The 21056-nt window shown below is 71.1% G+C and carries 21 protein-coding genes; 9 read left to right on the top strand and 12 right to left on the bottom strand.

Translation table 11 applies throughout. The features are described 5' to 3' along the window. Window positions 1-32: 32 nt before the first annotated feature. On the bottom strand, window positions 33-647 hold the full coding sequence (rpsD, locus tag MYF83_RS06000) for a 30S ribosomal protein S4 (RefSeq protein ID WP_248959160.1): 615 nt from the start codon (window positions 645-647) through the stop codon (window positions 33-35). A gap of 90 nt (window positions 648-737) precedes the next feature. Here rpsD and MYF83_RS05995 point away from each other — a divergent pair, with 90 nt between their 5' ends. Continuing rightward, window positions 738-1460, top strand: a complete 723-nt coding sequence (locus MYF83_RS05995) for a DUF2470 domain-containing protein (RefSeq protein ID WP_248959159.1) — start codon at window positions 738-740, stop codon at window positions 1458-1460. Here MYF83_RS05995 and MYF83_RS05990 read toward each other — a convergent pair. Continuing rightward, on the bottom strand, window positions 1381-2634 hold the full coding sequence (locus tag MYF83_RS05990; protein WP_248959158.1) for an ROK family transcriptional regulator: 1254 nt from the start codon (window positions 2632-2634) through the stop codon (window positions 1381-1383). The genes MYF83_RS05995 and MYF83_RS05990 overlap by 80 nt on opposite strands. Window positions 2635-2775: 141 nt before the next feature. Between MYF83_RS05990 and zwf the strand changes: the two genes are divergently transcribed. From zwf to MYF83_RS05965, 5 genes are all read left to right on the top strand, one after another. Beyond that, entirely contained in the window at window positions 2776-4284 is a 1509-nt protein-coding gene (zwf, locus tag MYF83_RS05985; protein ID WP_308201404.1) for a glucose-6-phosphate dehydrogenase, read from the top strand. Beyond that, on the top strand, window positions 4281-6131 hold the full coding sequence (gene edd / locus MYF83_RS05980) for a phosphogluconate dehydratase (protein WP_248959157.1): 1851 nt from the start codon (window positions 4281-4283) through the stop codon (window positions 6129-6131). Before zwf ends, edd begins: the two co-directional genes overlap by 4 nt. Then, window positions 6128-7201: a glucokinase gene (gene glk, locus MYF83_RS05975; RefSeq protein ID WP_248959156.1), complete on the top strand. Its 1074-nt coding sequence runs from the start codon at window positions 6128-6130 to the stop codon at window positions 7199-7201. The genes edd and glk overlap by 4 nt, the downstream gene beginning before the upstream one ends. Further along, window positions 7198-7812 (top strand): bifunctional 4-hydroxy-2-oxoglutarate aldolase/2-dehydro-3-deoxy-phosphogluconate aldolase, encoded by a 615-nt coding sequence (gene eda / locus MYF83_RS05970; RefSeq protein WP_248959155.1) that lies wholly within the window; start codon window positions 7198-7200, stop codon window positions 7810-7812. The genes glk and eda overlap by 4 nt, the downstream gene beginning before the upstream one ends. A 137-nt stretch (window positions 7813-7949) precedes the next feature. Then, window positions 7950-8975, top strand: coding sequence for a M36 family metallopeptidase (locus tag MYF83_RS05965; RefSeq protein WP_248959154.1), 1026 nt, complete (start codon window positions 7950-7952; stop codon window positions 8973-8975). A 55-nt stretch (window positions 8976-9030) separates the two neighbouring features. On the opposite strand, the gene MYF83_RS05960 is transcribed toward MYF83_RS05965, so the two are convergent. The 5 genes from MYF83_RS05960 to MYF83_RS05940 form a co-directional block, all read right to left on the bottom strand. After that, complete coding sequence (locus tag MYF83_RS05960; RefSeq protein ID WP_248959153.1) at window positions 9031-10464, bottom strand: MFS transporter; 1434 nt, start codon at window positions 10462-10464, stop codon at window positions 9031-9033. Between the two features lie 155 nt (window positions 10465-10619). Then, window positions 10620-11087 carry a hypothetical protein gene (locus MYF83_RS05955; protein ID WP_248959152.1) on the bottom strand — a complete coding sequence of 156 codons (468 nt, stop codon included), beginning with the start codon at window positions 11085-11087 and terminating at the stop codon, window positions 10620-10622. A gap of 108 nt (window positions 11088-11195) precedes the next feature. Then, window positions 11196-11381 (bottom strand): CstA-like transporter-associated (seleno)protein, encoded by a 186-nt coding sequence (locus tag MYF83_RS05950; protein WP_248959151.1) that lies wholly within the window; start codon window positions 11379-11381, stop codon window positions 11196-11198. Beyond that, a complete protein-coding gene (locus tag MYF83_RS05945) occupies window positions 11378-13537 on the bottom strand; it encodes a carbon starvation CstA family protein (protein WP_248959150.1) in 2160 nt (719 codons plus the stop codon). Before MYF83_RS05945 ends, MYF83_RS05950 begins: the two co-directional genes overlap by 4 nt. A 126-nt stretch (window positions 13538-13663) precedes the next feature. After that, a complete protein-coding gene (locus MYF83_RS05940) occupies window positions 13664-13903 on the bottom strand; it encodes a DUF3311 domain-containing protein (protein WP_248959149.1) in 240 nt (79 codons plus the stop codon). Between the two features lie 158 nt (window positions 13904-14061). Here MYF83_RS05940 and MYF83_RS05935 point away from each other — a divergent pair, with 158 nt between their 5' ends. From MYF83_RS05935 to MYF83_RS05925, 3 genes are read left to right on the top strand one after another with little or no spacing between them, the layout of a single operon-like run. Next, window positions 14062-15609 carry a sodium:solute symporter family protein gene (locus tag MYF83_RS05935; protein ID WP_248959148.1) on the top strand — a complete coding sequence of 516 codons (1548 nt, stop codon included), beginning with the start codon at window positions 14062-14064 and terminating at the stop codon, window positions 15607-15609. Beyond that, on the top strand, window positions 15606-16268 hold the full coding sequence (locus tag MYF83_RS05930; protein ID WP_248959147.1) for an RNA polymerase sigma factor: 663 nt from the start codon (window positions 15606-15608) through the stop codon (window positions 16266-16268). Before MYF83_RS05935 ends, MYF83_RS05930 begins: the two co-directional genes overlap by 4 nt. After that, a complete protein-coding gene (locus MYF83_RS05925) occupies window positions 16265-16546 on the top strand; it encodes a hypothetical protein (protein ID WP_248959146.1) in 282 nt (93 codons plus the stop codon). The genes MYF83_RS05930 and MYF83_RS05925 overlap by 4 nt, the downstream gene beginning before the upstream one ends. Before the next feature lie 80 nt (window positions 16547-16626). Here the strand turns inward: MYF83_RS05925 and MYF83_RS05920 are convergent, their stop codons facing one another. From MYF83_RS05920 to MYF83_RS05900, 5 genes are all read right to left on the bottom strand, one after another. Further along, a complete protein-coding gene (locus MYF83_RS05920) occupies window positions 16627-17097 on the bottom strand; it encodes a nitrile hydratase subunit alpha (protein ID WP_248959145.1) in 471 nt (156 codons plus the stop codon). A 2-nt stretch (window positions 17098-17099) separates the two neighbouring features. Next, window positions 17100-17603 (bottom strand): hypothetical protein, encoded by a 504-nt coding sequence (locus MYF83_RS05915; RefSeq protein ID WP_248959144.1) that lies wholly within the window; start codon window positions 17601-17603, stop codon window positions 17100-17102. Beyond that, window positions 17603-18826, bottom strand: a complete 1224-nt coding sequence (locus MYF83_RS05910) for a cupin domain-containing protein (RefSeq protein WP_248959143.1) — start codon at window positions 18824-18826, stop codon at window positions 17603-17605. The genes MYF83_RS05915 and MYF83_RS05910 overlap by 1 nt, the downstream gene beginning before the upstream one ends. A 411-nt stretch (window positions 18827-19237) precedes the next feature. Next, entirely contained in the window at window positions 19238-20152 is a 915-nt protein-coding gene (locus MYF83_RS05905; protein WP_248959142.1) for a carbohydrate kinase family protein, read from the bottom strand. A gap of 90 nt (window positions 20153-20242) precedes the next feature. Continuing rightward, window positions 20243-21028 carry a TetR family transcriptional regulator gene (locus MYF83_RS05900; RefSeq protein WP_248959141.1) on the bottom strand — a complete coding sequence of 262 codons (786 nt, stop codon included), beginning with the start codon at window positions 21026-21028 and terminating at the stop codon, window positions 20243-20245. Window positions 21029-21056: the final 28 nt, after the last annotated feature.

The raw sequence follows: 21056 nt of genomic DNA, 5'->3' as shown, positions 1-21056 counted from the left end.
GCTCGCGCCGCCCCCTGCCGCCGGAGCGTCGCTCAGCGCGAGTAGTGCTCGACGACGAGCTGCTCGTCCACCAGGACGGGGATCTGCGCGCGCTCGGGCCGGGCGAGCAGTGTGAACCGCAGGTCCTCAAGGGCCACCTCCAGGTAGGGAGCGGTGACCTGGTCGGCGTAGGTGCCCTCGGCCGCCGCCACGAAGGGCTGCATGGACCGTGACCTCGGCCGTACGGCGACGGTCTGGCCGGGCCGCACGAGGTAGCTCGGGATGTTCACCTTGCGCCCGTCGACCGTGACGTGCCCGTGCGTGACGTACTGCCGGGCGGCGTAGATGGACGGGGCGAGGCCGGAGCGGAGCATCAGGGAGGCCAGGCGGGTCTCCAGCAGCGAGACCAGCTCGGCGCCCGAACGCCCGGGCCTGCGCAGGGCGAGGTTCCAGTACCTGCGCATCTGCTTCTCGGAGACGTCGTAGTACCAGCGCAGCTTCTGCTTCTCCATGCGCCGCAGGCTGTAGTCGCCGGCGGCGCGGCGGTTGGTCTTGCGTCCGTGCTCGCCCGGCGGGTAGGGCCGCTTCTCGAAGTACCGGACGGCCTTCCCGGTCAGCGGAAGGCCGGCCCGCCGGGACAGCCGCACTTTGGGTCCGGTGTAGCGCACGTTGACCTCTCTATGGTTAGGTAATCCTAAGTAAGGCAAGCCTAACCTTAAGCAGGCGCGTGACGCCACATCCGACCGAGGAGCCAGTCCATGCACGTGAAGGTCCCGCCGATCACCGAACGCGTCCGCGGCCTCGCCCGCGCCTCCGCGCCGACCCATGTCTCCCTCGACGGCTCGGCGCACGCCGCCAAGGGCGGCGTGGACGACGCCGGGCGGCCGTTGCTGCTGGTCAAGAGGGGTGAGCCCCTGCATGCCCTCCCGGTCGGGGACGACGTCGTGGTGACGGTGGACCTCGTGGCCACCCGCACGCTGGGCGGTATCGAGCATCCGCGCGGCCTGCTGAAGGTGCAGGGCTGGGCGCAGGCCGTGCCGGCCGCGGAGATGCGGGAGGCGGCCGTGGCCGTCGCCGGGAGGTGCCCGGACGAGGCGCTGTTCGCCGCCGTGGAGGGAAGCCTGACCGGTCCGCGCCTGTTCCGCGTCGACGTCGGCTACGTGATCTACCTGGCGGGGCAGGAGTCGGGGATGCTGGACGCCGAGGAGTACCTCGCCGCCGGGCCCGACCCGGTCCTCGACACGGCCGAGCGCATGCTCCGCCACGTGAACGAGGCGCACCGCGAGCAGCTCTGCCGCGCCGTGCGGTCACTGCTCGGCGAGCCCGTGCGCGAGCCGTGGCTGTGGGAGCTCGACCGCTACGGCGCGACCGTGCGCTCGGGGATCGAGGAGCCGGCGCTCATCAGAATCCCCTGGCCGTCACCGGTCGACGGCCCGCATGCGCTGGAGCGAGCCCTGAACCACCTGCTGTGCCTCCGCTGAGCGCGCCGATGGAGGCGTCGACCACCTCCGGCGCCAGGATGTGGTCGATCACCATGAGAGCGCAGCCGGTGATGCCCGCGCTCGGGCCGAGACGGCTGCGCTCGATGCGCAGGCTCCGGGTGGACAGCGCCGTCGAGCGCCGGTAGACGACCTCGCGCACCCCGGAGACCAGCGGCTGGAACTGCTCGGCGACGTCGCCCCCGAGCACCACCACGGCCGGGTTGAGCAGGTTGACCGCGCTCGCGACCACCTCCCCCAGCAGCCGGCCCGCCCTGCGCACGACGGTCATCGTCTCGGCGTCACCGGCCCGCACCAGGGTGACGACGTCCGCCAGCGACGAGACCTCGCGCCCGCGGGCCCGCAGGTCACGCAGGATCGCCGTGCCGCTCGCCACCGAGTCGACGCAGTCGATGTTGCCGCACCGGCACAGCACTCCCCCGCCGTCGCGGACCGGGATGTGACCGATCTCCCCCGCCGCGCCCAACGCCCCGCGCAGGATCTCGCCTCCGGCGATCACGCCGGCCCCGATGCGCGTCGACACCTTGACGAAGAGCAGGTCGCGGACCTCTCCCGCGTACGCCTCCTGGTACTCGCCCATCGCGATGACGTTGACGTCGTTGTCGACGAAGACCGGCACCGGGTAGCGCGCCGAGATGAGCGGCGGGATCATCACGCCGGTCCAGCTCGCCATGACCCGGGCGCTCTCGGTGCGGCCCGCCGCGAACTCGACGGTCGCGGGAACCCCGAGGCCGACGCCCCTGACCTGGGACATGGGCCGTTCCCCCAGCAGGTCGGCCCACACGTCCATCAGCAGCGGCAGCACCACGTCGGGGCCGCGCTCGACGTCGATCTCCAGGTCGGTACGGGCCAGCTCGCGGCCGGCCAGGTCGCACATGGCGATCTGGGTGCGGCTGGCGCCGAGCGAGGAGACCAGGACGACGCCCCCGGCGGCGTTGAAGGCCAGCCGGGCCGGCGGGCGGCCCCCGGTGGAGGGCCCGTCGGTGTGCTCCACGACCAGGCCGTGTTCGAGGAGCCCGGACACCCGCAGCGCCACGGCGGGGCGCGACAGCCCGGTCACCCTGCCGATGTCGGCCCGAGTCACGGCCTCGCCGGTGCGGATGAGGTGGAGCACCTCACCGCTGCTGGCGAGCGCGGCGGCTGATCGTCGACCCATCGGCCAAGTCAACCACACCTCTTTTGTAATCTGAAATTCCTAAGTTCCTCATCTCAAATAGCAAAACTGCGGTTGTGTGCGACCAAAGATCGGACTAGTGTCCGGTCTGTCCTCACTTGGTAGATCTACGGAGCTTTTCCCGTGCCTGAGCCATCGCCCACGACCGCGTCCGAGCGTGCCACCGCCCATGTGGCCGACCTCATCCTGTTCGGCGGCACCGGCGACCTCGCCATGCGCAAGCTGCTCCCCGCCCTCTATCACTGCGACCGCGACGGCCGCCTCGCCCCCGAGACCCGCATCATCGCGATGTCGCGCGGCGGGCTCACCGACGCCGACTTCCGCGGCAAGGTCGAGGCGGAGGTCCGGCCCGGCCTGCACGCCGGCGACGCCGAGGGCTGGCAGCGGTTCCTGCGGCGGCTGCACCACGTCTCGGTCGACGTGGGCGCCGGGGACCTGGACGGCTGGCGGCCGCTCACCCACCTGCTCGCCGGGCGGGAGGACATCGACCGCATCTTCTACCTGGCGAGCCCCCCGATGACGTTCGGCCCGTTCTGCCGCGGCATCCACGAGGCGGGCCTGGTGACCCCGCGCTCCCGGGTCGTCCTGGAGAAGCCCCTCGGCCGCGACCTGGCCGGCGCCCGGGCCATCAACGACGAGGTCGGCGCCATCTTCGAGGAGCGCCAGATCTTCCGCATCGACCACTACCTGGGCAAGGAGACCGTCCAGAACCTGCTCGTGCTGCGCTTCGCCAACGCCTTCCTCGAGCCGATCTGGAACTCCCTGTGGATCGACCACGTCCAGATCACCGCCGCCGAGTCCGTCGGCACGCCGGGGCGCCGCGGCTACTACGACCACGCGGGCGCGCTGCGCGACATGGTGCAGAACCACCTGCTCCAGCTTCTCTGCCTGGTCGCGATGGAGCCGCCTCCGCGCCATGACCGCGAGTCGATCCGCGACGAGAAGGTGAAGGTCCTGCAGGCCCTGCGGCCGATCAGCGGCGGCGAGGCCGACCGCTTCACCGTGCGCGGGCAGTACGTCGCCGGGGAGGTGGGCGGCCGGCCCGTCCCCGGCTACCTCGACGAGCCCGACCAGACCGCGCCGACCGAGGCCTCGCGCCACGTGGAGACCTTCACGGCGATCCGGGCCGAGGTGCGGAACTGGCGCTGGGCCGGCGTGCCCTTCTACCTGCGCACCGGCAAGCGGATGCCCTACCGCCGCTCGGAGATCGTCGTCCAGTTCAAGGACGTGCCGCACTCGATCTTCCCCGGCGGCGGCGGGCCCAACCGGCTGGTGCTGCGGCTGCAGCCCAGCGAGGGCATCCACCTGCACATCATGGCCAAGGAGCCGGGCGCGGGCGAGGTCGTCCCACGGCCCGTCCCGCTCAGCCTGAGCTTCGCCGACACCTTCCAGGCTCGCGTGCCCGAGGCGTACGAGCGCCTTCTCATGGACGTGCTCGGGGGCAACCCCACGCTGTTCATGCGGCGGGACGAGGTCGAGGCCGCCTGGAGCTGGATCGATCCGATCATCGCCACCTGGGAATCCGCGGGGGCATTCCCAGAGCCCTACGCCGCCGGGACGACCGGCCCGGCCGCGGCGCACGAACTGCTCGGCCGCAGCGGCCGCGCCTGGCACGAGGAGGACCTGCCGTGAACCGCACCGTCCAGGAGGTCACCGAACGCCTCGCCGAGCGCAGCGCGCGCAGCCGGGCCGCCTACCTGCGCCGCGTCGGCGCGGCCGCCGAGGAGGCCAGGGAACGCGGGCCCGCCCGCGCGAGCCTCGGCTGCGCCAACCTCGCCCACGGCTTCGCCGCCTGCTCGCCCGGCGACAAGCTCGCCCTGCGCGGGAACGAGCGGCCCGGCGTCGCGATCGTGTCGGCGTACAACGACATGCTGTCGGCGCACCAGCCGTACGAGACCTACCCCGCCGTGCTGAAGGACGCCGTGCGCGAGGCGGGCGGGGTCGCCCAGTTCGCCGGCGGGGTGCCCGCGATGTGCGACGGCATCACCCAGGGCCGCGCCGGCATGGAGCTGTCGCTCTACAGCCGTGAGGTCATCGCGATGGCCACGGCGGTCGCCCTGTCCCACGACATGTTCGACGGATCGCTGCTGCTCGGCGTGTGCGACAAGATCGTCCCCGGCCTGCTGATCGGCGCGCTGCACTTCGGGCACCTGCCGGCCATCTTCGTCCCCGCCGGTCCCATGCCCTCCGGGCTGCCCAACAAGGTCAAGGCGCGGGCCCGGCAGGCGTTCGCCGAAGGCAAGATCGGCCGCGGCGAGATGCTCGACGCGGAGGCCAAGTCCTACCACTCCCCCGGAACCTGCACCTTCTACGGCACCGCCAACTCCAACCAGGTGCTCATGGAGGTCATGGGCCTCCACCTGCCCGGCGCCACCTTCGTCAACCCCGGCACCGAGCTGCGCGACGGCCTCACCCGCGCCGCGGCGAGGCGGGTCGTCGAGATCACCGCACACGGGGAGGAGTACACCCCCGTCGCCGAGGTCGTCGACGAGAAGGCCCTGGTCAACGCGGCCGTGGCGCTGCTCGCCACCGGCGGTTCCACCAACCACACCATGCACCTGGTCGCCATCGCCGCCGCTGCGGGCGTCGAGCTGCTCTGGGACGACCTCGCCGCCCTGTCGCGGGTCGTCCCGCTGCTGACCCGCATGTACCCCAACGGCCAGGCCGACGTGAACCACTTCCAGGCGGCCGGCGGCATGCAGGCGCTGATCGGCGACCTGCTGGACAACGGGCTGCTCCACGGGGACGTGCTGACGGTCGCCGGGCGCGGCCTCGGCCTCTACCGCAGCGGGGCCGCGCTGAAGGAGGGCGAGATCATCTGGGAGGAGCGCCCGGCGGAGAGCGCCGACCTCGACGTGCTGCGCCCGGTCGCCGAACCGTTCTCCGCCGACGGCGGCATCCACATGCTCAGCGGTAACCTCGGCCGCGCGGTCAGCAAGGTGTCGGCGGTCAAGCCCGAGCACCTGGTGATCGAGGCCCCCGCGAAGGTGTTCGACGACCAGGCCGAGCTGCTCGCCGCCTTCCAGGCCGGCGAGCTGGACGGCCAGGACTTCGTCGCGGTGATCCGCTACCAGGGGCCGAGCGCCAACGGCATGCCCGAGCTGCACAAGCTGACCCCGCCCCTGGCCGTGCTGCTGGACCGGGGGCAGCGCGTCGCGCTCGTCACCGACGGCCGCATGTCCGGGGCGTCGGGCAAGGTGCCCGCCGCCATCCATCTCTCGCCGGAGGCGGCGGACGGCGGCCCGATCTCTCTGGTCCGCGACGGCGACCTGGTCCGGCTCGACTCCACCAGCGGCACGCTGGACCTGCTGGTCCCCGCGAGCGAGCTGGCCGCCCGTACGCCCGAGGGACGGCCGCTGCGCGACGACGAGTGGGTGGGCACCGGGCGCGAGCTGTTCGCCGCGTTCCGCCGCGCGGCGGGACCGGCGGAGCGCGGCGCCGGCATCTTCGCCATCAGCGGCGCGGAGGGCCGCGCGTGACCGCCGTGCCCTCTCCGGAGCGGCCCTGGCTGGTCGCCGACATCGGCGGGACGAACGCCCGCTTCGGCCTGGTCACCCGGCCCGGTGGCCGGCCCGAGTCGATCGCCGTGCTGCCGGGCGCCGAGTTCGGCGGCCTGCCCGACGCGGTGGGGTGCTACCTCGCCGACCACGCCGGCGGGGTGCGGGCGTCCGCCGCCTGCCTGGCGATCGCCGGGCCGGTCAACGCCGACCGCTACCGGCTGACCAACGCCGACTGGTCCGGGTCGGTCACCGAGCTGGGGATCCCGCACGTCGAGCTGCTGAACGACTTCGAGGCGCTGGCGCTCGCCCTGCCGCACCTGGCGGCCGGCGAGCTGGCGTCCCTGGGCCGTCCCGCCCCCGCGCCGGACATGGTGAAGGCCGTCCTCGGCCCCGGGACCGGGCTCGGCGTCGCCGCGCTGGTCCCCGCGCGCGGCGGCTGGGTCCCCGTGCCCGGCGAGGGCGGCCACGTCTCGGCGCCCGTCGTCACCGACCTGGAGTTCGAGGTCGTGCGGGCGCTGCGCGCCGACGGCATGTCGTTCGTGGACGCCGAGCACCTGCTGTCCGGTCCGGGCCTGGTACGGCTGCGCCACGGGCTCGCGCTCGTGGAGGGCGTCCCCGCGACCCCGCTTCCCGCCTCCGAGATCGTCACCCGGCTGGACGACTCGCTGTGCGCGCGTACGGTTGAGGTGTTCTGCGGGCTGCTGGGGAGCTTCGCGGCGAACGTCGCTCTCACGCTGGGCGCGCACGGCGGGGTGTATCTCGGGGGTGGAATCGTGCCGAGGATGGTCGACCGCATCCAGGGCAGTGACTTCCGCCGCCGTTTCGACGCCAACTTCGTGCTGTCCGGCTACCTGACCGGCATCGCGACCACGGTGATCGTCGCCGAGCAGCCGGCGCTGACCGGCGCGGCGGCCTGGCTCGCCCAGCGCGTGTCCGGCCAGGACGGCCGGCCCGCCGCCGCCGTGGCCTCCCCCGCCCGGCGGACGACTTCGATTCTTCCGGACGCCCATCCCGAGGCGTCCCCTGTGGCAAGGAGCACGGCCCAGTGAGCATCCTCGACCTCGCCCCCGTCGTCCCGGTCGTCGTGATCGACCGGGTGGAGACGGCGGTCCCCCTCGCGCGGGCGCTCGTCGCGGGCGGCCTGCCGGTCATCGAGGTGACACTGCGCACCTCCTGCGCCCTTGAGGCGATCGGCCGGATCGCCGCGGAGGTGCCGGACGCCGTCATCGGCGCGGGCACGGTACGCACCCCCGCCGACGTGCGGGCGTCCGCGGACGCGGGCGCGCGCTTCCTGGTCAGCCCGGGCAGCACGCCCACCCTCCTCGACGCCATGCTCGGCAGCGGCCTGCCGTTCCTGCCGGGCGCGGCCACCGCCTCGGAGGTGCTGGCGCTGGCCGAACGCGGCCTGACCGAGCTGAAGTTCTTCCCTGCGGTCCCGGCCGGCGGCATCGCCTACCTGAAGGCGCTGGCCGGGCCGCTGCCCGAGGTGCGCTTCTGCCCGACGGGCGGCATCCGGCCGGAGACGGCGCCGGAGTTCCTGGCCCTGCCGAACGTCGGCTGCGTCGGCGGCACCTGGCTCACCCCCGCCGACGCGCTCGCCTCCGGCGACTACGCCCGCATCGAGAAGCTCGCCGCCCAGGCCGCCGCCCTGCGCGGCTGAGCACCGTCTCGTCGAGCCGGCCGGCCGCCTGCCGAGCCGGCCTGGGCGGCGCCGCGTCGCCGGGAGATTCGCGTGACAAGCGAGTGATCATAGCCATACATTTGCGACGATCGTCCCGCTTCTAGGAGGAACCTCCGGTGACCACCCCCCGACGTCGTGCAACCGTCGCCTGCCTTGCCCTCGCCACCGCGACCGGAGTGCTCACTCCGGTCGCCGCTCAGGCCGCCACCGACCCCACGGCCGTCGTCTTCTACCCCAACCCGGTACAGAGCGGCGGCGACGAAACCCTCAGCGACGACAAGGACCGCGACAGCGCCGCCTTCGCCGCGGCCTACCGCACGGTGACGCTGACCGATCTGGACGGTTCGGGCACGCTCACCGGGCGCTATGTCCGGGTGAAGAGCGAGACGGGCAAGGCCGCCCAGGCCGCGGACGGGGCCTTCCCCGCCTGGCACCGCGACAGCGACCAGTTCGAGCAGGTCATGGGCTACTACTGGGTCACCACCGCACAGCGGTACATCCAGTCGCTCGGGTTCGGCTCCCGGCTGCGCCCGGTCAACCAGCGCCAGATCGAGCTGCGGATCAACCAGTACGGCGGCGACAACTCCTTCTTCCGGGAGGACAAGGCCAACATCACGCTCGGCAAGGGAGGGGTGGACGACGCCGAGGACGGCGAGGTGATCGTCCACGAATACGGGCACTCGGTCCAGGACGGCCAGGTCACCGGCTTCGGCACCACGCTGGAGTCCGGCGCGATCGGCGAGGCGTTCGGCGACTACCTCGCGGTCGCCGTGACCAGCTGGAAGACGGGCACGCCCGCGAAGACCCCCGAGGCGTGCGTCGCCGACTGGGACTCGGTCTCCTACACCTCCTCGGCGCCCCACTGCCTGCGCCGCCTCGACGGCACCAAGCACTACCCCGAGGACGTGGTCGGCGAGGTGCACGCCGACGGGGAGATCTGGTCCTCCGCGCTGTACGACATCCGGTCCAGGCTCGGCGACCGCGCAGCCGGAACGATCATCATCGACGCGCAGTTCGACTTCGCCAAGGACACCACCTTCCGCGCCGCCGCCGAAGCGACCGTGGCCGCCGCCCAGCGGCACGGCGGCGCCACCGCCGCCGACGCGGTCCGCGCCGCGTTCGCCTCTCGCGGCCTGCTCTGACACCGCCCGGCCGCCCGTCCCCGTGCCAGGGGGCGGGCGGCCGGATCGGGACGGCTCAGGTCAACGACAGGGGGCGGGCGATGTCCTCCAGCGATCTGCGTTCGGCGTTCACGGCGAGGAAGAGGGCGACCAGCCCGGCGAAGACCATCATGGCGGCGGCGAAGGCGTAGCCGTAGAAGAGCCGGGCCGGGTCCGGGTGGGCGCGGTCGCCGATGAGCGCGCCGAAGACGGTCGGGCCGAGGGCGCCGAAGCCCTGGGCGACCGAGAAGAACAGCGCGATCGCGAGCGCCCTGATCTCCAGCGGGAACAGCTCGCTGACCGTGAGATAGCCCGAGCTGGCCGCCGCCGAGGCGATGAAGAAGATCACCGACCAGAGAAGGGTCTGCGTCGTCGCGTTCAGCGCACCCTGCTTGAACAGCCACCCCGTCACGCCCAGCAGCACGCCGGAGACGATGTAGGTGCTGGAGATCATCACCCGGCGGCCGATCGTGTCGAACAGGCGGCCGAGCAGCACCGGCCCGGCCAGGTTGCCGAACGCGAACGCGAACAGGTACTTGGAGGCGTCGTGCGGGGAGACGCCGTAGAAGGTGCTCAGCACCAGCACGTAGGTGAAGAAGATCGCGTTGTACAGGAACGACTGGCTCATCATCAGCGTCGCGCCCAGGATGGTCCTCTTGGGGTACTCGCGGAGGAGCACCCTCAGGATCTCGCGGTAGGACGGCGCGCCGTGCGGGTGGAAGTCCATGGCCTTGCCGTGGTCCACCGGCGGCACCGGGCTCCCGCTCCGCCGGACGGCCTCCTCGATGCCCGCCGTGGCCCGCTCGGCCTCCTCCTGCCTGCCGTGCATGAGCAGCCACCGGGGACTCTCGGGCAGGCGGCGGCGCAGCACCCAGATCACCACGCCGAGCAGCGGCCCGAGCAGCAGGCCGAGCCGCCAGCCCACGTTGACGGGCAGGATGTCCGGGTTGAGCAGCACGTACGTGCCGGCCGTGCCGATCATCGCGCCGAACCAGTACGTCCCGCTCACCGCGAGGTCGACCCGGCCGCGATAGTAGGAGGGGATCAGCTCGTCGATGGCCGAGTGGATCGCCGAGTACTCCCCGCCGATGCCCGCCCCGGCGAAGAAGCGGAAGAACAGCAGGAAGGCCAGGTTGGGGGAGAACGCGGTGATCCCGTTGGCGATCAGGTAGAGCCCGAGGGTCAGGATGAACAGCCTGCGCCTGCCGAACCGGTCCGACATCCGCCCGAACACCAGGGCCCCGGTCACCTCGCCGATCAGGTAGACGGTGGCGGTGAGCCCGACCTCGACCGCCGACAGCCCGAGCGTCCGCCTGTCCTGCAGGACCGATCCGACGGCGCTGGCGATCGTGATCTCCATCCCGTCCAGCACCCACGCGACCCCGAGCGCCGCCACCAGCCGCGTGTGGAACCCCGACCACGGCAACCGGTCGAGCCGCGCGGGCACCAGACTCCGGACGACCCTTCCCATGGTCACCGATCGTAGCCATACATCACGCTACGCGAGCACAGTGCGCCCTCGCCGGCCCGGCGCGGCCTCCCGCCCGCCCTGGTTCTCCGGGAAATCGGCGGCCGGCTCCAATGCTCCGCCCGGACGGAGCCCTCGTCGCCGGCCGCCGGCAGGCGTCAGCGCCGTAGTTCCCGGATGGGTTCCACGTGCGGGTCGCCGACGTCCGCGAGGTAGTCGCCGGCCGAGTTGGTGAGCGTGCCGGAGAGCATTCCGGTGGCCCAGCCGGCGAGCAGCGCGCCGGGGTGGAACCAGCGGGTGTAAAGCCCGAAGACGACTGCCGGAAAGGTCTGCACAATCCAGACCCCGCCGAGAAGCTGGAATTCCGGGGCGAATCTTCTGTCCAGGAACAGGACGAAGGCGAGCGCCCCGAACTTGACCAGAAATGAGGTGACTCTGGAAACCCGGAGTTCCTGACGCGAATTCGCGTCCGGCTTGACGAACTCGCGGTAAATGTTACGGCTGACGAGATTGGCCGCGGCGATGGACATTATCGCGGCGGGCACGAGCGCGCTGATCGTGATGGCGGCCATGGCGACGCCGGTGAACCAGAGGATGGTGTAGGGCACGGCGAAGAAGCCGCTCACGGCGCCCGTCGCGTACAACGCCGCCGGGATCGCGATGAAGGTGTACGCCGTGTAGATGTCACCGTGCGCGGTGCCGGGCTGACGGTGAGTCTGCTGACGGTGAGGTGCTCAGCAGCACCTGGCGCCGGGGTTCCGGTCCAGCTGGTCGGTGCGCAGCCGTTCGTACTCCCGGCGGGAGAGCGGCGGACCGGGGGCGTGGGAGCGGTGCCGGGTCAGGTACCGCTCGTATCCGCTCGCGCCGGTGATCTCGCGGACGTACCAGCGGGCGAAGCGCAGTATCGATCGCGGGGTCATGTCCGGTCCCCGCCGCCTACCTGTGCCGGTTCCCGGCGTTCCGCCGCGGTGGCGAACAGGCCGGAGGGCGCGACGATGCTCGACTCGACCCGGGGCGCCTCGGCCAGCGGCAGCGGCTCGCGGGCGGACACGGCGCGCAGGCACACGACCGCCGCGTTGGCGATGACCACGATGACCAGCAGCGCGAACATGGCCGCGAGCACGCCGTCGACGGTGGAGTTGACGACCACCGCGTGCATCTGGTCGAGGTTCTTGGCCGGGGGGAGCACCTTGCCGGCCGCCAGCGCGTCGGCGTAGCGCTCCCGCTGGGCGAAGAACCCGATCCTGGGGTCTGCGTGGAAGACCTTCTGCCAGCTCGCGGTCAGGGTCACCGCGGCGTCCCAGGCAAGAGGTATGCCGGTGACCCAGGCCCACCTGAGCCTGCCGGATTTGACGAGGATGGTGGTGCAGAGCGTCAGCGCGATCGCGGCGAGCAGCTGATTGGCGATGCCGAACAGCGGGAACAGCTGGTTGATACCGCCCAGCGGGTCGTTGACGCCGGTGTAGAGGAAGTAGCCCCAGGCGAGCACGACCAGCGCGCTGGTCCCCCACAGGCCGGGCTTCCAGCTGACCCGGCCGATCGGCTTCCAGACGTTGCCGAGGGTGTCCTGCAGCATGAATCGCCCGACGCGGGTGCCGGCGTCCACGGTGGTCAGGATGAACAACGCCTCGAACATGATCGCGAAGTGGTACCAGAAGGCCTTGAGGGCCGCGCCGCCGAAGACCCCGGACAGGATGTGCGCGATGCCGACGGCCAGGGTGGGCGCCCCGCCGGTACGGGCGATCACGGTCTGTTCCTGGACCTCCCGCGCCGCGGCACGCAGGTCGTCGGGGGTGATGGAGAAGCCCAGGTGCGCCACGGCGGTGGCCGCGCTCTCGGCGGTGGTGCCGAGCAGCGCCGCCGGCGCGTTCATCGCGTAGTACAGGCCCGGCTCGAGCATGGACGCGGCGATCAGCGCCATGATGGCGACGAACGACTCCATGAGCATCGCGCCGTAGCCGATCAGGCGGACCTGCGACTCCTTCTGGATCATCTTCGGGGTGGTGCCGGAGGCGATGAGCGCGTGGAAGCCCGACAGCGCGCCGCACGCGATGGTGATGAACACGAACGGGAACAGCGACCCGGCGAAGACCGGTCCGGTGCCGCTGATGGCGAACTCGGTCACCGCCTCGTTGCTCAGCTGCGGCATCACGAAGACCACGCCGAGCGCGAGCAGCCCGATCGTGCCGACCTTCATGAACGTCGACAGATAGTCGCGCGGGGCCAGCAGCATCCACACCGGGAGCACGGAGGCGAGGAATCCGTAGGCCACCAGGCAGATGACGAGTGCCTGCGGGCTCAGTGTGAAGACGCCGGCCCAGGCGGACTGCTCGATCCAGCCGCCGCCCGCGATGGCCGCCAGCAGCAGCACGATCCCGATCATCGTCGTCTCCATGACGCGCCCGGGTCGCAGCACGCGCAGGTAGAAGCCCATGAACAGGGCGATGGGGATGGTCATCGCGATGGAGAAGGTGCCCCACGGGGACGCCGCGAGCGCATTCACCACCACCAGGGCGAGGACCGCCAGCAGGATGATCATGATGGAGAACACCGCGATCAGCGCGGCGGCGCCGCCGATCGGGCCCATCTCCTCCCGCACCATCTGGCCGAGGCTCTTGCCGTCGCGGCGCATCGAGAAGAACAGGGTGACCATGTCCTGGACCGCCCCGGCCAGGATGACCCCGACGATGATCCAGATCGTGCCGGGCAGGTAGCCCATCTGCGCGGCGAGGACCGGGCCGACCAGGGGGCCGGCGCCGGCGATGGCGGCGAAGTGGTGGCCGAGCAGCACCCGCCGGTCGGTCGGGTGGTAGTCGACCCCGTTGTCCAGCCGTTCGGCGGGGGTGGCCCGCCGGTCGTCGACGCCGAGCACCCGCCGGGCGATGAAGCGCGAGTAGAACCGGTAGGCGATCGCGTACGAGCCGAGGGCGGCGGCCACCAGCCAGATCGCGGAGACCTTCTCACCGCGCGACAGGGCGAGCACGCCCCAGGCGGCCGCGGACACCGCCGCGATCACCGTCCATACGAGTATCGATTTGGGGGTGACCTTGGAGCCACCGGTGCAGGTTATGGACACGGACGATCCTCCTGAGCTCAGGGCAGGACGAAACCGACACGGAGCGTGCCGGGAAACGATCAGCTCGAGATCCGGGTGCCGGACCGAGCCGTACTACTCGAGATCCGGGTGCCGGACCGAGCCGTACTAGAGGTGACGCTCGTCGCGTTCCGGATCCGCCCGGTGCGCGCGCTCCCGCCGGAGCGCGTAGGCGGCGGCCATGAATACCACGCTGCCCGGCACCCAGACGAGCTGATACCAGAAGAAGAACCGCATTCCGCCCCACGATGGCGCGGAATGCGGATACCACGGCACCCACAGGAGCGCCAGAACGGGAATGGCCAGACAGACACCCGCAGCCACCCGCCGCGCCCTGCGAATCGCCATGGCAACCCTCCGGAAATTTCCTTGGTCTGATGCAGGGTTGCCGAGCGGCACCATCCGGTTTACCCGAATTTCACGGATATTTCGGGTAAACCATCTGCGGGGCCAACGCAACATGAAGGTAATACAGGCGTCCTGGATGGTGGCCGATGATCGAGCCGATGAGTGCGACAACGTTCTTCGCCGTGCTCGGCGGCACCTCACTGCTCGCGGTCACCGCGCGCAGGTTCCGGCCGCCCCCCGAACTGCCGACCCTGGAGAGCTGGGCGCTGGCCGACCGGCGGCTCGGCACGCCGACGACCTGGTTCCTGCTCGGCGGCACGATCTACACGGCCTACACGTTCGCCGCCGTACCCGGCCTGGTGTACGGCACCGGCGCGATCGGGTTCTTCGCGCTGCCCTACACCGTGATCGTGTATCCGATCGCCTTCGTCCTGCTCCCCAGGCTCTGGGCCGAGGCGCGCCGGCACGGATACATCACCATCGCCGACCTCGTACGCGGCCGGCACGGCTCCCCGGCCCTCGCCCTGGTCGTCGCGGTAACCGGGGTGCTGGCCACGATGCCCTACATCGCGCTGCAACTGGTGGGCATCCGCGCGGTGCTGTCCGCGGGCGGGCTCTACCCGCGCGGGGCCCTCGGCGACCTCGCGCTGGTCGGCGTGTTCGCGGTGCTCGCCGTGGCGACCTACCGGCACGGCCTGCGCGCCCCGGCGGTCATCTCGCTGATGAAAGGCGCCGCGATCTTCTGCTCCGCCCTCGCGGTGGCCTCCCTCGTCCTGGCCAGGCTCGGCGGGCCCGGCCCCATGTTCGCCGCCGCGGAACGCACGCTGTCGGCCGGGCCGGCGTACCAGGCCTCGCTGACCCTCGACCCGGGCCTGTTCCCCGTCTACGTCACCCTCGCTCTCGGGTCGGCCCTCGCCCTGCTGCTCTACCCCCATGTGCTGACCGCCACGTTCGCCGCGTCCAGCCCGGACACGCTGCGCCGCGCCTTGATCGCCATGCCCGCGTGGACGGGAGTGCTCGCGCTGTTCGCCCTGCTCGGCGTCGCGGCGCTCGCGGCGGGCATCCAGGCGCCCCCCGGCAGCGCCGAGGCCGCGGTGCCCCTGCTCGTCAGGGAGCTGATGCCGGCGGCGCTGACCGGCCTGGTCTTCGGCGCCCTCACCGTGGGCGCACTGGTGCCTGCGGCGGTCATGTCGATCGCGGTGGCGACCTCGTTCGTCCGCGACATCTACGTCGAGCTCTTCCACCCGACGGCCACGCCCAAGCACCAGACACGGATCGCGCAGCTGGTCTCGCTCAGTGCCAAGATCGGCGCGGTGGTCTTCGTCTTCGGGCTGCGCGACCAGGACGCCATCAACTTGCAACTGCTGGGCGGCGTCTGGATCTTGCAGACCTTCCCCGCCGTCGTCATCGGAGTGTTCACCCGCCGGCTGCACCACCAGGCACTGCTGGTCGGCTGGGGCGCCGGAATGGTAGGCGGCACGCTCATGGTGGTCTACAGCGGCTTCTCCTCGCTGGTGCCGGTGAGCCTGGGCGGCCAGGGGGTGCAGGCGTACGCCGCGGTCGTCGCCCTGGCGTTGAACCTCGCCGTCGTCATCGCGCTCACCCCGCTGTGCAACCGAATGAGCCGGATCAGCAGGTCCCCCTTCCCCTCCCCCGACATGAACGGACCGGTCCCCATGCCACCCGAAGCGGGAACCGTCAGATGACGGGGCCCCTGCCGGGCACCCGGCTCCAGGCGCTCGTCGAACCGGCTCCGGCACCGCCGGTCGAGACCTCGCCAGCCTCGACGCAGCAGACCTCCGTCCCTGCCCCGCCGGCGGAGCAGTCGTCCGGCCTGGGCCCGCCGATGCCCGGCCCGCCGGCGCCCGGCCTGCCGGAGGTGGACCGCGAGACCGCGCTGACCCGGCTGTTCGGCACGCACTACACCGGCCTGCTCCGGCTGGCGGTGCTGCTCGGCGCGGACGACGCCGAGGACATCGTCGCCGAGGCGTTCTGCCAGCTGCACCACCGCTGGAACCGCCTGCGCACGGTGGACGCCGCCCTGCCGTACCTGCGGTCGGTGGTCTGCAACCTCACCCGCATGCGACTGCGTCACCTGCAGGTCGTCCGCAAACACGCGGACTGGAGCACCCACCTGGAACGGTCGGCGGAGAGCATCGCACTGCTCCGCGACGACCAGCGAGCACTGATCGACGCGCTGCGGCAGCTCTCGGTCCGGCAGCGCGAAGCGCTGGTCCTGCGCTACTGGCTGGGGTTGCGGGAGACCGACATCGCCGCGGCGATGAACATCTCCTGCGGTGCGGTCAAGGCGCACACCAACCGCGGCATGACCACGCTGACCAAGATCATGCAGGAGCGACGATGACCACCGGCCCGGGCGGCACCGCAGACCAGCTACGCGATGTCTTCGAAACGCTCGCCAGCGGTGTGCACGCGGATCCGGACGCCTACCGGCGGGTCCAGGCGGAATGGCGACGCCGGGAACGCCGGCGGCGGCTCGTCCTGGCCGTCCTGGTGGCGCTCGTCTTCACCCTCGCCGACGTGGCGGGCCTGTGGGCGCTCAACCAGGCCCGCAACCAGCCGCACATCGTCTTCAACGACCCGGCCCCCACCCGCTCGTACACCTCACCCGCTGGCCGGTGAGCGTCGGGGACGGAGATCGGCCGAGCGCTCGCGCCCTGGCCGAGAGGGCGGCAGGCCTCCTGGATCCTGGCGCCTGACCGCTACTCCGATTCGGGCAGCACGATGATCGGTAGGTCGAGAATGGCCATGTCTCCGCCGTCGGCGACTCCGTTCGGGATGAGATCACTCCAGTCGCCCAGGTCGATGTCGTCGAGCAGGAACGAGTCCTGCGAGGTCCTCGAGCGCAGTAGCTCGCGGAATGGCAGTGGCCGGTCGTGCAGTTCCTGTGTGCGGGGTGGCAGCACCACGTGCAGAGTGTCGGAGGTGTTGTCGTAGAACTTCAGTGTCACGCCTTCCGGCAGATCATCCAGCAGTCGCATCTCGCTGAGGACGGCCTGGGTGTCGCCGACCAGCCGCGCCCGGTACTCCTCGCTGGTCATCGCCAGCGCGGCCAGCCTGAGCAGCGCCTTGGCCCGATAGCGGGTGTCTTGCATGACCAGGCTCTCCTTCCACAGTCGCAGAAGGAGCTTGGCCTCGAGGAGTTCGTCGTCCTGCCTGTCACTGTCCATCACGGTCACTCCGGCGGCGGTAGGAATTCGGGCTCGTCCGGCCCGAGGAAGATGGGCGGGTCGGCGCTCTCGGGGTCCAGGGGGCCGCCCCCGGAGTGTGTGTTGAAGTAGAAGTCGAAGTCGTCCGACAGGAACGCGTCGGATTCGGTCGTGCGAGAGCGCAGGATCTCGCGCAGCGCATGCGTCCGGTTGCGGACGTCTCCGGCCCGCGGGGGAAGCACCAGGTTCAAGCTGTCGTGGGTGTTGTCGAAGAAGTTCAGCTTGACACCGGCAGGCAGCCGGAGCCGCTCGCGCAGGCCGTGCAGGGCACCGTCGGGGTCGTCGACCAGGCGGGCTCTGAACTCCTCATCGGCCATCGCCATCCGGGCGAGCACGGCCAGGCCCTTGTTCAGATAGCGCTTGTCCTGGAGCACAAGGCTTTCGAACCACAGCCGGAACAGGCGTTCGTCCTCGTCGCCGAATGCCGGAGCGGGCTCGGGAGGTTCCTTGTTCCCATCGCTGGTGGCCATCACGGCTTCTCCCCTACGTAGTCGAGTAACCCTTCACTGATCAGGCGAGTCACCAGATCGACCTTCTGATCGGCCGACAGACCACCGGGAAGGTCTCCGACGACGAATCGCTCATGTGCCGCGACGAACTCCAGGGCAGGCTTGATCATTACCGGGCCGCTGACGTAGTTGGCCGGGAATTCGATCGTCGCCTCCTCGCCAGTGGCGTGCACCCGGCACAGCAGCTCGCGTGGCCGCGACACGACCGAGTGTTCGGTGATGGCCGCGATCGCGTCGATCGATCGGAAATGACTTCTGAGCGCCGCCTTGCGCGTTCGGAGCAACTGGCCGCCGAGCCGGCTCTTGGCGCGTTCGGCCAGCGGCGTGTGCGTCAACGCCCGCGCCAGTTCCTCGGCCACGGCCGCCAGGCGAGTGGAGTCCAGCGGCAGATCCAGGAACCCGGGCGCCAGCGCCCTTCTGAACTCGACCTGCTCGTCGGCGAGCGCGTTGAGCGCCTCGTGCAGCAGATCCACCCACCGGTAGGCGTGGATGCCGACGGTCAGGTGCAACGATGATCGTCCGCTCGTCACCGCCTCATGGGGAAACCCTCGGGGCAGGTACAGCGCGTCGCCCGTCTCCAGATGAAAGGTGCGGTGGTCCCGCATCGACGGCGGACGTCTCTGCTTGGACGCCGCCAACGGCAGGTCGACCGACGGCTCGCCGATGTGCCACTGCTTTTCCCCGTGCAGTTGCAGGATCACGACATCGTGCGTGTCCGCGTGCGGCAGGAATCCCTGACCGTGGCGCGGCGTCAGGTAGAGGTTGGCCCCGGCCCGGTGATGCAGCTCGGTCTCCAGTGCCAGGCACAGCCGGGCGACCGCCGGGGACTTGCGGTGGATCTGGTTGACGACAAGGGAATAGCCTTGGTGATAGGAGCTGTAGATCTCTTCGATGTCCATCATGCCGTCGGCGCCCACGCGCAACTTCTTTTCCGATATGCCGCCGTTGCCGTCGGATTTGACCAGGAGTCCATCGCCCATCGCGCCCATCCTGCCCGATGCGGCGGAGATCAACTCGTCGACTTTCTCCAGGCCCGGCAGATCCTGGAAGTAGGACGGATCCCCTCTTTTTATAAGCAGGGGCTCCAACTCCCAGTGCGTCCGCAGGAATTCCTCGACAGGCAGGGGACCGAGAATCCATTCGAGCCCGAAGGCGGGTGGTGATCCACCAGACGCGGCCGACATGTCACCCACGATGTCAGGCGAACCGGCCGATTACCAGCCCCATGGGCGTCGGCCCGTATCGCCGGGTGACCGAAGGTGGCCACAGGCCTCCTGGGAGACAGGGAGACGAGGACCATGGCCGTGAAACCAAGTATTGACTTGGTCATAGCGCGGGACGGCCGGGCTCGTGCGGGGTGGGCCGCTAATCTCGCTGTTCGTGATATCGGCCGTGCGCGGAATGAAGGGGGCGCCCCGGCCGGAATTCACCGGCCTTCACCACGGGGCTCTTCGCGAGCCATGGACGCCACGAACGGCGGAAAGGTGAAATGGACGGAAAGCGGTGGCGGCGATTGCGGACCGGGGCCGGGATGGTGGGGGCGCTGGCGGGGCTCGCGATGGTAACGGCGCGCTCACGCTTGTGAGACGGCCGGTTCAAATCGTCCCTGAGGCGTCGAGCAGGGTCTTCTCGTCGATGGGGTTCTCGTGGGTGCCCTCGGTCGTGCAGGCGTGGGCGCCCGCGATGGCGCCCAGACGCGCGCACTTCTCCGGCGGCAGGCCGCGCAGGCGCCCGTAGAGGAAACCCGACACGAAGGCGTCGCCGGCGCCGTTGCTGTCGACCACCGGGCCGGCCAGGGGCGCGGCCGGGACGTGCGTCACCTCGCCGGAGGCGTCGCCGAGCAGGTACGCCCCCGACGCGCCGGCCGTGCAGACGACCAGGGACGCGCGGCCGCCGGAGAGGATGGCGCGCATCACCGGGACGGGGTCGGCGAGTTCGGCGGCCGACAGGAAGACCAGGTCGGAGGAGCGGGCGAACTCCTCGTGGTAGGTGTTCTCGCCGTCCCAGTCGTGCAGGTCGGTCGAGGTCGGGACGCCGAGTTCGCGCAGCTCGGGATACAGGTGGCGGGAGAAGTCGGTGATCGACACGTGGACGTGCCGGGCCGTTCGGATCGCGGGGCCGTACAGTTCCCGGGGCAGGCGCCGCCCGGCCGCGTCGCGCGGGTCGTACAACGAGGTGCGCCGCCCGTCGGGGCCGACGAGCAGGACGCTGCGCCGGGTGCCCTCGGGCACCACCGCCCAGGCGAACTCCGCGCCGCGCTCGCCGAGATGGGCGCGGATCAGCGCGCCCTGCGGGTCGTCGCCGATCAGGTCGATCAGCACCGACCGCAGGCCGAGCGTGTGGCAGCCGAGCACGACCCCGCTGCCGGTGTTGCCGATGCGGTCGACCACGGGCGGCACGTGGTAGGTGTCGGCGTAGGGCAGCGGCAGCTCTGGCACGTAGACCGTCGTGTCGACCCCCGCTCCCCCGATCACCACGACGTCGTACGGCGCCACGTCCGCCGTGATCATCGCTTCTCCTGATGCGTTCAAGCCGATCCCCTTCTCTGGTTCTGGACCCACGCATGGCCCAGTCTCATAAATCGTCTCACAGAGGTCTCATTAATGGTCGGTGTCTGTGAGATGGCGGTAGACCGTGGCACGGGAGACGCCGAGCGCGGCGGCGATCTCGGTGGCCGTGCTCCCCGCCGCGTACATGCGCCGGGCGGTGTCCGCCATGGACGGGCTCATGACCCCCGGCCGCCCTCGCCGGCCTCGCCCGGGACGCACGCGCGCCGCCGGGGCGGCGGGCTCGGTGGGCTCGGCGGGCTCGGTGTCCGGGCCGGTGGCCGTGCGAGATCGGGGCCCGGCGTCGCCGAGGAGCCGGTGGACGCCGCGCAGCACGGCGGCGCGCAGGGCCTCGACCGGGGCGTCGGCGAACAACACCACCGGGTCGGACAGCATCGCGATCGCCTGGGCGGCCCGCACCCGGCCGTCGAAATCCGGATCAGGGCCCGCGACCAGGGTGTTCGCGCGCATCATGCCGTCACGGAAGCGCCGGAAGACCGTACCCGTGGCGGCCAGCGCCAGGTCGTAGAGGTTCATGCGCAGCAGGTAGCGGTGGGCCAGCCAAACATCGAGCAGGCCTTCGATGGCGGCCCACCGCGCGCCGGCGGGATCGGGCAGGCCGGCCGCGGCCATCGCCGCGTCCAGGTCGGCGAGCATCGGCTCGGCCAGCGCGCCGACGATGTCGGCCTTGCCGGGGAAGTGGTACAGCACGGCCGTCTTGGTCACGCCCACGCGCTCGGCGATCTCGCGGACCGACGTCGCGTGGTAGCCGCGCGCGGCGAACTCGTCCATCGCGACCTGGAGGATGCGCGCCCGGGTGTCCGGTGGTGTCTCTGCCACGTGAATGAGCCTATCGATTGACTGACCG

This window comes from Sphaerisporangium perillae (genome assembly GCF_023276435.1).
In the GTDB taxonomy this organism is placed as follows: domain Bacteria; phylum Actinomycetota; class Actinomycetes; order Streptosporangiales; family Streptosporangiaceae; genus Sphaerisporangium; species Sphaerisporangium perillae.
This window is presented reverse-complemented; position numbering and strand designations above follow the sequence as displayed.

Excerpts from the sequence above, each read along its gene's own strand:
- MYF83_RS05995 (WP_248959159.1), top strand. The coding sequence starts at position 738 with ATGCACGTGAAGGTCCCGCCGATCACCGAACGCGTCCGCGGCCTCGCC.
- MYF83_RS05990 (WP_248959158.1), bottom strand. The coding sequence starts at position 2,634 with ATGGGTCGACGATCAGCCGCCGCGCTCGCCAGCAGCGGTGAGGTGCTC.
- MYF83_RS05960 (WP_248959153.1), bottom strand. The coding sequence starts at position 10,464 with ATGGGAAGGGTCGTCCGGAGTCTGGTGCCCGCGCGGCTCGACCGGTTG.
- MYF83_RS05950 (WP_248959151.1), bottom strand. The coding sequence starts at position 11,381 with ATGACCCCGCGATCGATACTGCGCTTCGCCCGCTGGTACGTCCGCGAG.
- MYF83_RS05940 (WP_248959149.1), bottom strand. The coding sequence starts at position 13,903 with ATGGCGATTCGCAGGGCGCGGCGGGTGGCTGCGGGTGTCTGTCTGGCC.
- MYF83_RS05935 (WP_248959148.1), top strand. The coding sequence starts at position 14,062 with ATGAGTGCGACAACGTTCTTCGCCGTGCTCGGCGGCACCTCACTGCTC.
- MYF83_RS05930 (WP_248959147.1), top strand. The coding sequence starts at position 15,606 with ATGACGGGGCCCCTGCCGGGCACCCGGCTCCAGGCGCTCGTCGAACCG.
- MYF83_RS05925 (WP_248959146.1), top strand. The coding sequence starts at position 16,265 with ATGACCACCGGCCCGGGCGGCACCGCAGACCAGCTACGCGATGTCTTC.
- MYF83_RS05915 (WP_248959144.1), bottom strand. The coding sequence starts at position 17,603 with ATGGCCACCAGCGATGGGAACAAGGAACCTCCCGAGCCCGCTCCGGCA.
- MYF83_RS05910 (WP_248959143.1), bottom strand. The coding sequence starts at position 18,826 with ATGTCGGCCGCGTCTGGTGGATCACCACCCGCCTTCGGGCTCGAATGG.
- MYF83_RS05905 (WP_248959142.1), bottom strand. The coding sequence starts at position 20,152 with ATGATCACGGCGGACGTGGCGCCGTACGACGTCGTGGTGATCGGGGGA.